This window comes from Gemmatimonas phototrophica, from assembly GCF_000695095.2.
Classification (GTDB): Bacteria; Gemmatimonadota; Gemmatimonadetes; order Gemmatimonadales; family Gemmatimonadaceae; genus Gemmatimonas; species Gemmatimonas phototrophica.
Window position 1 is genome coordinate 2,181,888 of sequence record NZ_CP011454.1, and the last position, 13,619, is coordinate 2,195,506.

Here is a 13,619-nt window from a genome sequence, read left to right on the forward strand (position 1 = left end):
GTATGGCCTTAGTGCTTATCAGTCAAGCGTTTGGGCCATCTCACCCACGACGATTTCTCAAGGCTACGAGAAACTGGTCGAACAGGGGGACCGCATCGTGTGGGCCAGGAGCCGCCTCAGGGTGATACTGCACCGCAAAGATCGGGAGCCGGGTATGCCGTAGCCCTTCCACCGTGCCATCGTTGAGATTGATGTGGGTCACGGCCAGCTCCGGGGCACCATCCACCCCGTCCGGAGATCCCACGACCGCAAAACCATGGTTCTGGGAGGTGATCAGCACCTGTCCCGTGGCGAGATCCTTCACCGGCTGATTTCCACCGCGATGCCCAAACGGCATTTTGGCCGTGTGGCCACCAAAGGTCAGCCCGAGGAGCTGGTGCCCGAGGCAAATGCCGAACATCGGTACGTTCTGCTCGGCAATCTGGCGAATGGCGGCAGGCGCATACATGACGGCCGCCGGATCTCCCGGTCCGTTGGACAGGAACACGCCATCAGGGTTCATGGCGAGCACGGCATCGGCCGACGTGTCCGATGGCACGACGGTGACGCGCACCCCATGGTCCTCGAAGAGCCGCAGAATGTTGCGCTTGATCCCAAAGTCGTAGGCAACGACATGGTACGGCGCGTCCGGCTTCCCCCAGCTGTATGGCTCGCGGGTGGACACCACAGTCGCCAGATCGAGCCCTTCCATGCTGGGGCAGCTCTCGAGCACCGCGAGCGCCTCACGTGTTGGCGTTTCGCCGACGCCGATCACCCCCTTCATCACCCCGACACTGCGGAGGTGCCGGGTGAGACGACGGGTGTCTACTTCGGTAAGCACCGGAACGCTTGCCTGTTCAAGCCACTCTCGCAGGCCACCCGTGGCCCGCCAGTTGGAATAGGTCGGCGAAAGCTCGCGTACGACCACACCGGCTACCTGAGGGCGGGCGGACTCGGGATCCTCAAGATTGATCCCGTAGTTGCCAATCTGGGGAGCGGTCAGCACCACGATCTGTCCGTTGTAGGACGGATCGGTGAAGACCTCCTGATACCCGGTCATGTTCGTGGTAAAGACCACTTCGGCTACGGTCGGCAGGGTTGGCCCCACCAGTCGACCGTGAAAAAGGGTTCCATCCTCGAGGAGGAGGAACCCCTTGGGCGGCAGCGTGTGCACCGGCCGCCTTACTTCTTGTCGGGCGCCGCCGGTGTGGCCGGGGCAGCCTGCTGGGTAAGAGGAGCGGCCGGCGCTGCGGTGCCGCTGCCGGTGCTTGGCGCCGACGGCGCGGTGGCCGGAGCGGCCAGCTTATCCAGCACCGACTTCGGTGCGACCGAGCGGCTGGACATGATCTGCAGAATGAACGCCAGACCAAGGAAGATTCCGCCGCACCACCAGGACGCCTTCGTGAGCAGATTGCCGGCCTGTCGCGAACCCATGATCGAGTCCGACGAGGAGCTCGCGCCGCCGAAGCTGGCCGCAAGACCGCCGCCCTTGCCCGACTGGAGAAGGACCGCCGCCGCAAGAACGATGGCGTCGAGAATGAGCAGTGTCAGCAGAAACGTGTACATGTCGCGGAGACGGAGTGCCGTGAGGAATAAGGCCGGGGTACAACCCTAGCCTCTGAAAATCACCTGCTGCCCGCCCCAAGACAAGTGCTTGGCAGGCAGCAGGTTGGGTCAGATGGGACAGATCGCCCGGACTCAGGCCCGGACGATGCTCGCCCAACTGTCGGCGTCGAGGGAGGCTCCGCCCACCAACAGCCCGTCCACGTCGGGGGCCGCCAGAAGCTGCGAGGCGTTCCCGCGGTTTACGGATCCCCCGTAGAGAATGGGAATGCCGGCGGCCGCCTTTTCTCCTACGCGGGAAACCAGCGCCCGGCGGAGTACCCCGTGAATCTCGCTGGCGTCGTCTGGCGTGGCCGTGCGCCCCGTCCCAATCGCCCAGACCGGCTCATATGCCAGCATGATCGCGCCCACCTGCACGTCATCCAGCTCTGCAAGCCCTGCGCTCAATTGGCGTTCGACGACTTCAGCCGTCCGCCCCGCTTCTCGCTCTTCAAGTGTTTCCCCGACGCACAGCATGGGAGTGAGCCGCCCCTGGGCAATAAGTGCCATCTTCCGGGTCGTCATGGCATCGGTCTCCCCGAACACATGTCGGCGCTCAGAGTGTCCAACCAGCACCACACGCGCCCCAACATCCCGCGCCATCAGCACGGAGTTTTCACCCGTGAACGCGCCCTGCACTTCCGTGTGGACATTCTGCACACCTACCCAAACCTCCGGACGGTCACGCAGCGCATCCATGACCGTCGTCAACGTGATGGCGGAGGGAAAAAACACCAGCGTCCGTTCGTTCAGCTTTGGTACCTGCGCCAGGAAACGCTGAAAGAAGGCCTTCGCGTCCGTTGGCGTGTGATTGAGTTTCCAGTTGGCCGCGATAACGGGCTTGAGATGCATGTCGGGATCCGAGTGAATGAGCGGTGATCAGCGCGCGTCGAGCGCGCTGACCCCAGGCAAATCTTTGCCTTCCAGAAATTCCAGCGATGCGCCGCCTCCGGTGGACACGTGCGACATCTGTGATTCGAGCCCCGCCTCGGCCACTGCGGCGGCACTGTCGCCGCCGCCAATGATCGTGGTGGCGCCTTTTCCGGTGGCGATGGCCATCGCCTCAGCGACGCCGCGCGTGCCGGCATCAAATGGCGGCTTTTCGAAGACGCCCATGGGACCGTTCCAAAGCACGGTTCGCGCGCTCTCGACCAACTCGCGATACAACGCCGTGCTCTCCGGGCCGATGTCAAACATGGCCTGTCCGGCCGGGATGGCATCACGCCCGACGGCCGATGCCTGCGCACCGGCATCCATGGCCGGCGCGATCGTGGCATCGACAGGAAGGACCAGCTTATCCCCGGCACGTGAGAGCAGATCCTTCGCCATGTCGAGGCGATCAGGCTCCACCAGAGAGTTCCCCGTTTCGAAGCCCATCGCCTTGAAAAACGTGCAGGCCATGGCGCCGCCGATCAGCAGCTTGTCCACCTTCGGCAACAACGCTTCCACCACATCGATCTTCCCCGAAATCTTGGAACCGCCCAGGATGGCCACAAAGGGGCGCTCGGGATGGGCCAGCGCTCCGCCGAGGTACGCCAGCTCCTTCTCCATGAGCAGACCGGCGACGGCCGGACGACAGAACTTCGCCACCCCTGCCGTGCTGGCATGGGCGCGATGGGCCGCGCCAAACGCATCGTTCACATAAAAGTCGCCCAGCTGCGCCAACTGGTAGGACAACGCTTCGTCGTTCTTCTCTTCGCCAGAAAGAAAGCGCGTGTTCTCCAGCAGCAGCACGTCGCCGGGCGCCAGATTCTGCGTTGCCTCCACCGCCCGCTCGCCGACGGTGACGTCGAGAAAGTGCACAGGGCACGACAGCAATTGCTTGAGCCGCGCCGCGACGGGCGCGAGCGAGTACTTCGCCTCTGGCGCGCCCTTGGGGCGACCGAAATGGGCAAGGAGGACGACTGAGGCGCCTCCATCACGCAACGCGTTGATCGTCGGCAGCGCCGCCGTGACCCGGGTGTCATCGGCCACCGCTCCCTGCTCATCGAGGGGAACGTTGAAGTCGACGCGTACCAGGGCGCGTTTGCCCTGGATCTCGGCCGCGGTCAGGTCGCGAATGGTCTTGGTATTCATCGGGAGCAGTTCGGGATGGCGCGCGACCAAGATGGCCATCGCGCGCTGAGAGCAGAACCTGCACAAAGGTCGCAGCGAGAACTACCAGCTCTCGTCTGCGACCTGGGCGTACTGCTGGCGCCGCCCCAACCGGTTTCGGTCGGGGCCAACACCGGGGATAACTCAGAGACGCGAGCCAACGAAGCGGAGCAGATCGACGCAACGCGACGAGTAGCCCCATTCGTTGTCGTACCAGCCGGAGATCTTCACCATGGTGCCGTTGATCACGATGGTGCTGCCCGAGTCGAGGGTGCAGGACATCGGGTTGCCGATGTAGTCCACCGAGACCAGCGGTTCGTCGCTGTATCCCAGCACGCCTTCGAGCGTGCTCTCGGAGGCCGCCTTGAACACTGCGTTGACTTCGTCGCGGGTCACCGGGCGCTCGACAATGCAGGTCAGGTCGGTGAGCGACACGTCAGGCGTGGGCACGCGGACGGCGATACCGTCAATCTTTCCCTTGACCTCGGGAATGACCAACGAGGTCGCTTTGGCAGCTCCCGTCGTGGTGGGAATCATGGACACGGCCGCCGCGCGGGCGCGTCGCAGATCCTTGTGCGGCAGATCGAGAATGCTCTGATCGTTGGTGTAGCTGTGAATCGTGACCATCGAGCCATGCACGAAGCCGAAGTTGTCCCGGATGACCTTGACCATCGGGACGAGGCAGTTGGTCGTGCAGGACGCATTCGAGATGATATGGTGCGACGCGTTGTCGTACTTGTCGCTGTTCACCCCCATCACGATGGTGATGTCCTCATCGGTGGCCGGGGCCGAGATGATGACCTTCTTGGCGCCGCCTTCGATGTGCTTCCGCGCGTCGGACGCCTTGGTGAAGCGGCCCGTGCTCTCCAGCACGATATCCACGCCCAGATCCTTCCACGGCAACTTCGCGGGATCGCGCTCCGCGAGGATCTGGATACGATCACCGTCCACGGTAATGGCATCCGTTTCGTGGCCAACTTCGCCGTCGAACTTGCCATGCACCGAGTCATACTTGAACAGGTGCGCCAGCGTCGCGGTGTCCGTGAGATCGTTGATGGCTACGAAGTCGATGTCGGCCACGCCTTGCTGTTTCGCGGCACGAAGGACCTGGCGGCCGATACGGCCGAAGCCGTTGATGCCAACACGTATACCCATTCGAGTCAGTTCCGGGTGAAGTCTGAGTCAGGAGCGGTACGGTCGCCGGGATCTGGCGCCCGACCGAAGGTCACACAACTGATGATGCGAGCGCCGCCACGCATGAGCGCCTGGACAGCGGCGTTCACCGTCGCGGCGGTGGTAATGACATCGTCCACCAGCACCACGTGCTGGCCACGAAGTCGTTCCTGAAACTGCACTGGCACGACAAACGCCTGTGCAACGTTGCTTGCGCGCTCCGAAGGTGTCAACCGGACCTGCGATGACGTATCGCGCACACGCACCAGCACGTCGGACCAGACGGGCACGCGCCAGAACGGCGCCAACCTGCCGCCCAGCAGAGCCGCCTGATTATAGCCACGCTCGCGTTCGCGCGCGGCGGACAGCGGGATGGGAATTATGGCCGCCCGCTCCTCCCGGACATCCTGCGGCCAATCGAGACGGGCCATCCGACGTGCCATGGGGACGGCCGCACGTGTCCACCCCTGGTACTTGAGCGCGTGCACCAGATCGCCGCCGGTACCGCTATCCATGCGTGCCACCGACCGGACGGCCCGGAGCGCCGGGTCCAGCCGGGGACACCACCGACAGGGTGGAAGGGTCGTGCCAGCCCCAAGCGGCTTGGCGGCACCTGAGGGGCGCTCGCCAGGCAACGGAAGGGTCAGCGACAAGCGAGGATGCCCGCATCGGTCACAGAGCGGGTAGGAAAACGGCACCAATCTGGCCATGCAGGGAGCACAAACGATGCCATCGACATCCGGTCGATGGGGAGAACGACACAACACACACGCGCCCGGCAACAGGAAATCGAGCGCGCCATGGGCCAGTGCACGAGCCACGGGCAAGAGGCGGGACATCCGATGACCGTTCACCAGATCAGCGCTGGCGTCTACCGACTGCCGTTCCACTCACGCGCGCGGTTCGTGTGCCGGGGGCATCGCGTGGCCAAGCGATTGCCACATGGCCCCCCGCGGGGCTGGAGTATTGAACCAGCACTCGAACGCACTGGCGCCCTGCTCCACCAACATCCGCAAGCCGTCCTCTGCGCGCAGGCCACGAGCACGCGCCGCCTGTACCAGCGCGGTTCCCTCCCGGCGATACACCAGATCGAACAGAGCGCTCTGCGCTGAGAGCACGGCGACATCGAGCGGCAGCGGATCATTGACGCGCATCCCCAAAGGGGTCGCATTGATGACCAGCTGCACCGAAGACCAGTGCACCGCGTCAGAGGACGGTTGTGACACCGCCGGCACGCCGGTACGGGAACTCAGGACGTCGGCGTTGTGCACCGAACGCGCGACGACGTGTATGCGACCGTGAACGGCATCAGGTAATTCGCTGATCGCGACCAGCACGGCCGCCGCCGCGCCCCCGGCGCCCAACACCACCACGTCTCCGTGAATCCCTTCAGCGCACAGTGCCCGGATCGTTGCCTTGATCCCATCCACGTCGGTGTTGTGTCCCACAAGGGCTTGCTGCTCCCACCAAAACGTATTGACCGCCCCCGTTCGCTCCGCGCTCGCCGTACGCTGCGCGGCAGCCTCGTAGACCACTCGCTTGTGCGGCATCGTGACGTTGCCACCGGTGTTGCTCTGGAGGCACGCCTCAAGCACAAGGGGAATATCGACCGCGGTCACCTCGCGCGCGGTGTACAGCAGGTCGCGTCCCACCGCGCGCAGTGCCGCGTTCTGAAACAGCGGCGACAATGACTGCGCCACTGGCTGTCCAAGAAGGACCAGGCCGTCCGGCGGTCTCGTGGCCCGAGGTAGACGCATCGTGGTGCTCAGCCCGGGCGCTGGCCAGCCAGCTTCTCGAGAACGGAAGCGATTTCCTGTTCGAGCTCCCGATACGTGTCTCGATACACATCAAGGTCACCGCCAAACGGATCACTGACGGCACGCCCCTCGCCACCGGTAAAGGCAGTGAGCAGGAACGCTCGTCCGGCCCCGCCCATGGCTTCCGCCCGCTCCAGATGGTGCGGGCCCATGGCCAGGATGACGTCGGCGCTCGCGACAATGTCCGGAGACAGCGGTCGCGCCCGATGTCCGGTGATATCCGTGCCATGCTCGAGCGATACCAGCAACGCGCCGTCAGAGGCCGATGAATCCGGCCACGCACTCGTCCCCGCACTGCTGACCGTGATCCCGGCCAGATGGCGGTCGGCGATCATGCGTCGTGCAATCGTTTCGGCGAGTGGGCTCCGGCAGGTATTCCCGGTGCAGACAAACAGCAAATGCATCAGGTATCTCCGAGTAGGTCCGGGACAACCGCGCGCAGTTGCGACGCGGACAGGACACCAGGGCGAATGACCCGGGCGCGTCGTCCTGTACAGTCCACGACTGTGGACGGTTTGGACGGGTCAAGGCGGCCACCGTCCAGCACGTGCAGGAGCCCGCGCCGGATTTCGTCAGGCCATTGGTCAACAATCTCCGATGCTACCATCGCTGGTGGTATCCCGGGACGGTTCGCACTGGTGCTGGTAATAGGTTCACCGTATGCCTGTAGCAGTCGTTGCAGCCCCGGGTGAGGGGTAAAGCGCACAGCGACTCCGCCTTCAGGACCGCGAAGCCGAGCCGGAACCCGCCCCTCGCCGCCCCGCAACACCAGTGTCAGCGGACCGGGCCAGAAGCGGGCCGCGAGATCGGCGCCATACGTGGGCAGATGCAGATCAAGCCGTGCAATCTGCTGCGGGTTGCCAATCAGCAGCAAAAACGGCTTGCCTGGCGGCCGGCCCTTCATGCGCACCAAGGCTTCCACTGATTCGTGATCCACCGCCGTACCAAAACCGTACACCGTCTCCGTGGGATAGGCGAGCACACGCCGCACACTCAGGTGGTGGATGGTCTCTCGAAGCGCCGCTTCAATTTCCACTGGCGACCAGAACGGCACCGTCATCTGCCCCGACTGCCCCTGATGCGGCACGTGCTACTCCACCAGGAGGCTGAGGGCATCGGCGCGCGCAAAGTCCGCCTCCTCGGTGATCTTCATGCCGCGCTCACTCCCACGGACCACGACCACCGGAAAGCCCAGTCGTTCGCACAGCGCCGCATCATCAGTGGCCCCGATGCTATCGCGACGGGCCGCCACGTGCGCCTCTTCGAGCATGACGCGCGGGAAGGCCTGCGGCGTTTGCGCGCGCCACAAATGGGTCCGGTCAACCGTGCGTACGATGCGCCCGTGCTCATCGACTTCCTTGAGCGTGTCAACGACCGGTAATGCCGCCACCGCGCCGTGGCCCTTGCGCGCCTCCGCTATCACCCGATCGATCGTGGCATCCGTGACCAATGGCCGCGCGGCATCGTGCACGACGGCAACCGTGACCTCCTCCGGCAGATCCTCGAGCCCGTTGACGACGCTCTCGTGGCGTTCCCGCCCACCCACGGACACGAGTAATCGATCCACGTCACACTGAAAGAGCCAGGGTGGCGGATCGGCGGCGTATGCCTTGGGTAACACCACGACCACAACGGCCACGTCAGTGCGCGCCATGAACGCCTGCACACTGTGCAACAACGCCGGTTTGCCGGAGACCCACCGGAACTGCTTCAGTTCGGTGCTACCCGTACGGGAGCCAGAGCCCCCCGCCACGATCACGACGCCCACATCGCGGACGACCGTAGGGTCGGTGCGCCCGCTTTCCCCCCGCGAGGCAATGACCGGCGGCGGGATGATACGACGAGGTGATGATAAGGGGGGCACGCCGTGCGTGTCGGCCTCCCCGTCAGATACGTGGTCACTCATGGGCCACTCCAGAAAGGTTCACGCGGCATCCTTGCCGACCGTGCGTTGCAACACCTCGGTCAGCGTACGCACCCCGATCAACCGCATGTCGCCGGGCGCCCGGCGTGGCAACGCCCGATCCGACAGGTACGCCGTGGTCATGCCGAGCTTGGCGGCTTCGGCCAGGCGGCGTTCCACCTGCGACACCGGTCGCACCTCGCCGCCGAGACCGAGCTCCCCCAGAAAGATGGCCTGTGCCGGCAATGGGCGATCCACCACACTCGAGGCAAGCGCCGCGACAATGGCGAGATCAACACTGGGCTCCTGCACACGCATGCCACCAACGATGTTGCAGAAGACATCGAGTTGCGCGCACGAGAACCCGCCGCGCTTGTCGAGCACGGCGAGCAACAGGGCGAGACGCCGCGAATCGATGCCGTTGGCCACGCGTTGCGGCGTACCAAAGCCGGCTTTCGCGGCCAACGCCTGCACTTCCACCAACACGGGACGGGTGCCTTCCATGAGCGCACAGACGGCGCTGCCACTGGCAACATCCCGTCTGTCGCCAAGGAAGAGCGCCGACGGGTTCTCCACCGGGATCAGTCCGGCGCCCACCATGCGAAACACCCCTATCTCATCGACACTGCCGAAGCGATTCTTCGTCGCGCGCAACACCCGGTGGTCGAGGGTCCCATCGCCTTCGAAATACAACACCGTGTCCACGATGTGCTCGAGCGTTTTGGGACCGGCAATGCCGCCGCCTTTGGTCACATGCCCGATGACGAACACCGTGGTGCTCGTATCCTTGGCAAAGCGCATGAGACGGGCGGCACACTCCCGCACCTGCCCCACATTGCCCGGTGCGCCCTCGAGCAGTTCCGTGTGCACGGTTTGGATCGAATCGATGATCAGGCAGTTCACCTTGCGCCCGTTGCCGACCGGCTGCGCCGCGGTCGCCAAGATGGTTTCGAGCGACGTTTCCGTAAGCAGCGAGACGGCACTCGCATCTTCGGCCAGTCGATCTGCCCGCAGTCGCACCTGCAACGCGCTCTCTTCGCCGGATACATACAACGTGGGCTGTCCCGCTGCTTCCAATCGCGCGGCGACTTGCAGCAGCAGGGTGCTCTTGCCTATACCAGGCTCGCCGCCGACCAGCACCATGCTTCCGGGAACAATGCCGCCGCCCAGCACGAAGTCGAATTCGTCGAGCCCCGTGCGCCACCGTGGCGTGTCAGAGGATGTGACCGTCCCCAACGCCACCGTTGCGCCGGCCACACCACCAGCCGCACGCGCCGCCGTGCGCTTGCTCGTGGGTGCGGCCGCCACAACTTCTTCGGCCAGCGTATTCCACGCGCCACAGCTGTCGCATTTCCCTGCCCACTTGGGATACTGCGCACCACACTCCGTGCACGCGTACACGGTCTTCGCTTTGGCCATCAGAACGGGGTACCGCTGAAGTCGTCGTTCCCCCCACCCTTCACGAGCCTGGGCCCGCCAAAGCCGCCGCCACCGCCACCGTACTCGGGCGGCGCTTCGCGCGCCGAGAAGTTGTCGAAGCGCGTGTATTGCTTGTGGTAGAACAGACGCGCACTGCCAATGGGGCCGTTACGCTGCTTGCCGATGATGATCTCGGCGCGTCCTTCGATGGACGGATCTTTGAGTCGGCCATTCTCATCGCGTTCGGCGTACACTTCCTGTCGGAAGATGAACATGATGACGTCGGCGTCCTGCTCAATGGCGCCCGACTCACGAAGATCCGAGAGCTGCGGCCGACCTTTGTCATCGCCGGTACGCTGTTCCGGGGCACGCGAGAGCTGCGACAGCGCCACGACGGGCACGCTGAGTTCCTTGGCCAACGCCTTGAGACCGCGCGAAATCTGCGAGACTTCCTGCTGACGATTCTCCACACCGGCCGGCCCGCTCATGAGCTGCAGGTAGTCCACGATGATGAGCCCAAGGTCGTGTTCCGCCTTGAGGCGTCGCGCTTTGGCGCGCATATCGAGCAGCGTGATACCCGGCGTGTCGTCGATGAAAATGGGTGCATGGCTCAGGATACCAGCGGCCTGCGCCAGACGTGGCATCGATTCGTCGAGCGCCCTACCACCTTTACGCAGCGCCTGGGCGTCAATGAGCGCTTCCGCCGCCAGCATACGTTGGACGAGCGATTCCTTGCTCATTTCGAGCGAGAAGAAAGCAACGGGCACCTTGGCGGTAATCGCGGCGTGCTGCGCGATATTGAGCGTGAAGGCCGTCTTGCCCATGGAGGGGCGCGCCGCCACGATGACCAGATCGGCCGGCTGCAACCCTGACGTCATGTGATCGAGTTCGGTGAAGCCAGTCGGCACCCCGGTGATCGCCTGATCACGCTGGGCCAGCAGCTCCAGCTTCTCCATGGCAGGCCACAGCAGCTCCTTGATGCGCGAGAAGCCTCCCTTCTCCTTGCTTTGGCCCAGCGCGAAGATGCGGGACTCTGCACTGTCGAGCAGATCGCCGGCGGTGATCCGCCCCTCGAAGGCTTCCTGCACGACTTCAGTGCTGACTTCAATCAGTCGGCGCAGCAGCGCCTTTTCCTTCACGATCTTTGCATGGTACTCCACGTTTGCCACCGTGGGCACCGCATCCAACAGGAATGCGAGGTACTCGCGTCCGCCGGCGTGCTCCAGCTCCCCGCGCCGTTCGAGTTCATCGGCGAGCGTGAGCCAGTCCACGACGCTGCCGCGTTCCGTGATGGCCAACATGGCCCGGAACAGGCGACGGTGTCCCTCGCGATAGAACATGGAGTCATCCACGTGCTCGCCGGCGCGCAGAATGGCATCGGCGTCGAGCAGCATGGCGCCCAGGACGGCCTGCTCGGCTTCTTCCGACCAGGGCGGGCGACGCTCCTTGTACGGATCCCGCGCGGTGGTGGGGGCGGTCGGCAGCGGTGAGCCGCCAGCGCCCGGAGAGGTCACAGCAAGACTGGTCATGTCACGTTACTCCGCACCACTGCTGGTGGCGCGCGCAGCATCAAGAATACGACGGGCGAGTTTCACATCTTCCCACGTGGGGCGCTTCCAGGATTCATTCCGCAACAACGCCGCCGGATGATACGTCACGATGAGCGGGACCCCCTGGAAGCGGTGTACCTTGCCGCGCAGCGCACCGATGCCCGTGGTGGTCTGCAACAGCGTCTGTGCCGCGAATCGGCCCAGCGCGAGGATGACCTTCGGTCGCACCAGCTCGATCTGTCGCAGCAAATACGGCTGACAGGCCTGCACTTCGTCGGGCAAGGGGTCGCGATTCCCCGGTGGACGATGCTTCAGCACGTTGCAGATGTACACGTCGTCGCGTGACAGCTGAATGGCGCTGAGGATTTTCGTGAGCAGCTGCCCGGCTTCGCCGACAAACGGCCGTCCCTGCTCATCCTCGTTGGCGCCCGGTGCCTCTCCTACACAGAGGAACTCCGCCTGCGGGTTGCCTTCGCCCGGCACCGCGTGCCTGGCCCCTTTATGCAGACCGCACGCGGTACAGGCGGCGACGTGCTGCACAACGTCCTGCAGCGTTGGCAACGACGCGACGTGCGGCGAGAACTCTGCCACATGCAAGCGCCCAGCTTCCAGCCCGGCCGGAATACCCAGGGCATCAAGCCAGGGGGGGAGCGTCACCTGCACACTGGCAGCGGGGATCCTCGGTGCGTCCGCGGCTTCCGCCGCGGCAACCGGTGGCTTGCGCGACCCGTCGGTGTTTGCCGTCGGTACCGGTGGTACCGCCGGGGTAGCGCCAGGTCGGAGCGCCCCGGCGTTACGTAGCGTAGCGCGCCAGTCCGTGCTGACCTGGTCATCGAAGCGCCGCTCCGGAACGGGAGGCGCCGGCGCCATTGGCGGTACCGCTTTTGGCGCGGCCTCAGTATGGGATGGCGGCGGTTCGTCGAAACCGTCGGGCGGCGCGCCGGTCTCCCGCCCGCGTGACGTGGTCCCGGTGGATGCCCGGGAACGCGTGCTTCCGCCCTGGCGCATTCCGACGAGCTTCAGCACGTCCTCCACGGGTAACCCATCCAGCACGAACTCGGATTCACCGAGTTCGCGTCGCTGTTCGAGATACCGGCGAAGCCGATCCCTGGCGTCCACGATGGCGGGTGGGGTGGAGTTGGTCAGCGCGCGCGGCGGCGCCACGCACAGGGGGAGAGACAACGCGCCGCGCCGGGACCGGAGTCACGGCGCGGCATCTGGTCCTGCAACCTCAGGGGACTCAGGCCGATGGGCGACGCCGCGGGACGACCTTGTAATCGATCTCGCCCGAGGTGAGCTCTTCGAGCGCCCGCGTGGTGAGCTTCTTTTCGTTGATCGAGCGGTCGCGCGGGAACTCGTTCAACACGCGCGCAAACTTCGCGGCGATGAGTACGCTGAGATACTTGTTGGCCGCATGCTTGGCCACTTCCTTCGGAGTAAAAACCTGCATCAGTCGTCCTTGCTGAAGACGTGAATTTCCTGCTCGAGTTGCGCGATGAGCCCCTCGACCTGTGCTTCGACCTCATGGACCCGGTCGTGCCGGAGTCCTTCCGCATCGACGATCGCACTCACCTGATCGACGGCCCGGTCAAGATTGTCGTTGACGACCACATAGTGGTACCGCCCGACTTCTCCCAACTCGGCCCGCGCGTTGCGCAATCGCACCAACAGTCGTTCACGATCCTCACTTTTTCGCGCCGACAGCCGGGCCTTCAGCACCTCGCCTGAAGGGGGCAGCACGAAAATGAGCACCGTATCCGGAAACGCGGTGTGAAACTGCCGCGCCCCCTGCACATCGATGTCCATCAGGACATGGCGCCCGGTGGCCAGTACCCGCTCCACCTCACTGCGCAGTGTCCCATAAAAATTGCCGTGTACCTCGGCCCACTCCGCAAACTCACCGCGGTCGACGGCGGTATGGAACGCGTCCCGGGAGAGGAAACGGTAGTCACGACCATCCACTTCCCCCTCGCGGGGGGCGCGCGTCGTGCAACTGACAGAATAACCCAAATCGGTCCGTCGCTCCAGCAGGCGACGGGCAATTGTGGTTTTGCCACCCCCAGACGGGGCGGACAATATGAC

General features: G+C 64.6%; 15 protein-coding genes and 1 pseudogene. All 16 read right to left on the minus strand.

Going from position 1 to position 13,619, the window contains the following annotated elements:
• Positions 1-40: 40 nt before the first annotated feature.
• The 16 genes and pseudogenes from carA to gmk all read right to left on the minus strand — a co-directional run bounded on the left by carA (position 41) and on the right by gmk (position 13,613).
• Entirely contained in the window at positions 41-1,153 is a 1,113-nt protein-coding gene (carA, locus tag GEMMAAP_RS09180) for a glutamine-hydrolyzing carbamoyl-phosphate synthase small subunit (RefSeq protein WP_026850792.1), read from the minus strand.
• A gap of 8 nt (positions 1,154-1,161) precedes the next feature.
• A complete protein-coding gene (gene secG, locus GEMMAAP_RS09185; RefSeq protein ID WP_043581652.1) occupies positions 1,162-1,545 on the minus strand; it encodes a preprotein translocase subunit SecG in 384 nt (127 codons plus the stop codon).
• A 132-nt stretch (positions 1,546-1,677) separates the two neighbouring features.
• Positions 1,678-2,433, minus strand: coding sequence for a triose-phosphate isomerase (gene tpiA, locus GEMMAAP_RS09190; RefSeq protein WP_026850791.1), 756 nt, complete (start codon positions 2,431-2,433; stop codon positions 1,678-1,680).
• A 27-nt stretch (positions 2,434-2,460) separates the two neighbouring features.
• Positions 2,461-3,657: a phosphoglycerate kinase gene (locus tag GEMMAAP_RS09195; RefSeq protein WP_026850790.1), complete on the minus strand. Its 1,197-nt coding sequence runs from the start codon at positions 3,655-3,657 to the stop codon at positions 2,461-2,463.
• 162 nt (positions 3,658-3,819) lie between these two features.
• The gene (gap, locus tag GEMMAAP_RS09200; RefSeq protein WP_026850789.1) at positions 3,820-4,830 is read right to left on the minus strand and encodes a type I glyceraldehyde-3-phosphate dehydrogenase; all 1,011 of its coding nucleotides are present in this window, start codon (positions 4,828-4,830) and stop codon (positions 3,820-3,822) included.
• A gap of 5 nt (positions 4,831-4,835) precedes the next feature.
• Positions 4,836-5,501, minus strand: a complete 666-nt coding sequence (locus GEMMAAP_RS19985; RefSeq protein WP_158514794.1) for a ComF family protein — start codon at positions 5,499-5,501, stop codon at positions 4,836-4,838.
• A gap of 15 nt (positions 5,502-5,516) precedes the next feature.
• Positions 5,517-5,687, minus strand: a pseudogene (locus GEMMAAP_RS21220) (double zinc ribbon domain-containing protein); the annotation flags it as partial.
• A 51-nt stretch (positions 5,688-5,738) separates the two neighbouring features.
• A complete protein-coding gene (locus GEMMAAP_RS09210) occupies positions 5,739-6,605 on the minus strand; it encodes a shikimate dehydrogenase family protein (protein WP_075071470.1) in 867 nt (288 codons plus the stop codon).
• A gap of 8 nt (positions 6,606-6,613) precedes the next feature.
• Positions 6,614-7,069 carry a low molecular weight protein arginine phosphatase gene (locus tag GEMMAAP_RS09215; protein ID WP_026850788.1) on the minus strand — a complete coding sequence of 152 codons (456 nt, stop codon included), beginning with the start codon at positions 7,067-7,069 and terminating at the stop codon, positions 6,614-6,616.
• Positions 7,069-7,752 (minus strand): L-threonylcarbamoyladenylate synthase, encoded by a 684-nt coding sequence (locus tag GEMMAAP_RS09220; protein ID WP_145979073.1) that lies wholly within the window; start codon positions 7,750-7,752, stop codon positions 7,069-7,071. The genes GEMMAAP_RS09215 and GEMMAAP_RS09220 overlap by 1 nt, the downstream gene beginning before the upstream one ends.
• 3 nt (positions 7,753-7,755) lie before the next feature.
• Positions 7,756-8,571 (minus strand): 2-C-methyl-D-erythritol 4-phosphate cytidylyltransferase, encoded by an 816-nt coding sequence (ispD, locus tag GEMMAAP_RS09225; RefSeq protein ID WP_053334523.1) that lies wholly within the window; start codon positions 8,569-8,571, stop codon positions 7,756-7,758.
• Positions 8,572-8,589: 18 nt separating this feature from the next.
• The gene (gene radA / locus GEMMAAP_RS09230) at positions 8,590-9,987 is read right to left on the minus strand and encodes a DNA repair protein RadA (protein WP_026850787.1); all 1,398 of its coding nucleotides are present in this window, start codon (positions 9,985-9,987) and stop codon (positions 8,590-8,592) included.
• Positions 9,987-11,516 carry a replicative DNA helicase gene (dnaB, locus tag GEMMAAP_RS09235; protein WP_238588215.1) on the minus strand — a complete coding sequence of 510 codons (1,530 nt, stop codon included), beginning with the start codon at positions 11,514-11,516 and terminating at the stop codon, positions 9,987-9,989. The genes radA and dnaB overlap by 1 nt, the downstream gene beginning before the upstream one ends.
• A 6-nt stretch (positions 11,517-11,522) precedes the next feature.
• Positions 11,523-12,719, minus strand: a complete 1,197-nt coding sequence (locus tag GEMMAAP_RS09240; protein ID WP_202969211.1) for a uracil-DNA glycosylase — start codon at positions 12,717-12,719, stop codon at positions 11,523-11,525.
• Positions 12,720-12,777: 58 nt separating this feature from the next.
• Complete coding sequence (locus GEMMAAP_RS09245; protein ID WP_026850785.1) at positions 12,778-12,987, minus strand: DNA-directed RNA polymerase subunit omega; 210 nt, start codon at positions 12,985-12,987, stop codon at positions 12,778-12,780.
• Positions 12,987-13,613 (minus strand): guanylate kinase, encoded by a 627-nt coding sequence (gene gmk, locus GEMMAAP_RS09250; RefSeq protein WP_238588216.1) that lies wholly within the window; start codon positions 13,611-13,613, stop codon positions 12,987-12,989. Before gmk ends, GEMMAAP_RS09245 begins: the two co-directional genes overlap by 1 nt.
• Positions 13,614-13,619 lie beyond the last annotated feature (6 nt).

Coding starts and splice junctions, on each gene's coding strand:
- gap (WP_026850789.1), bottom strand. CDS start 4,830: ATGGGTATACGTGTTGGCATCAACGGCTTCGGCCGTATCGGCCGCCAG.
- GEMMAAP_RS09195 (WP_026850790.1), bottom strand. CDS start 3,657: ATGAATACCAAGACCATTCGCGACCTGACCGCGGCCGAGATCCAGGGC.
- secG (WP_043581652.1), bottom strand. CDS start 1,545: ATGTACACGTTTCTGCTGACACTGCTCATTCTCGACGCCATCGTTCTT.
- tpiA (WP_026850791.1), bottom strand. CDS start 2,433: ATGCATCTCAAGCCCGTTATCGCGGCCAACTGGAAACTCAATCACACG.
- dnaB (WP_238588215.1), bottom strand. CDS start 11,516: ATGACCAGTCTTGCTGTGACCTCTCCGGGCGCTGGCGGCTCACCGCTG.
- GEMMAAP_RS09210 (WP_075071470.1), bottom strand. CDS start 6,605: ATGCGTCTACCTCGGGCCACGAGACCGCCGGACGGCCTGGTCCTTCTT.
- GEMMAAP_RS09215 (WP_026850788.1), bottom strand. CDS start 7,069: ATGCATTTGCTGTTTGTCTGCACCGGGAATACCTGCCGGAGCCCACTC.
- radA (WP_026850787.1), bottom strand. CDS start 9,987: ATGGCCAAAGCGAAGACCGTGTACGCGTGCACGGAGTGTGGTGCGCAG.
- ispD (WP_053334523.1), bottom strand. CDS start 8,571: ATGAGTGACCACGTATCTGACGGGGAGGCCGACACGCACGGCGTGCCC.
- GEMMAAP_RS09245 (WP_026850785.1), bottom strand. CDS start 12,987: ATGCAGGTTTTTACTCCGAAGGAAGTGGCCAAGCATGCGGCCAACAAG.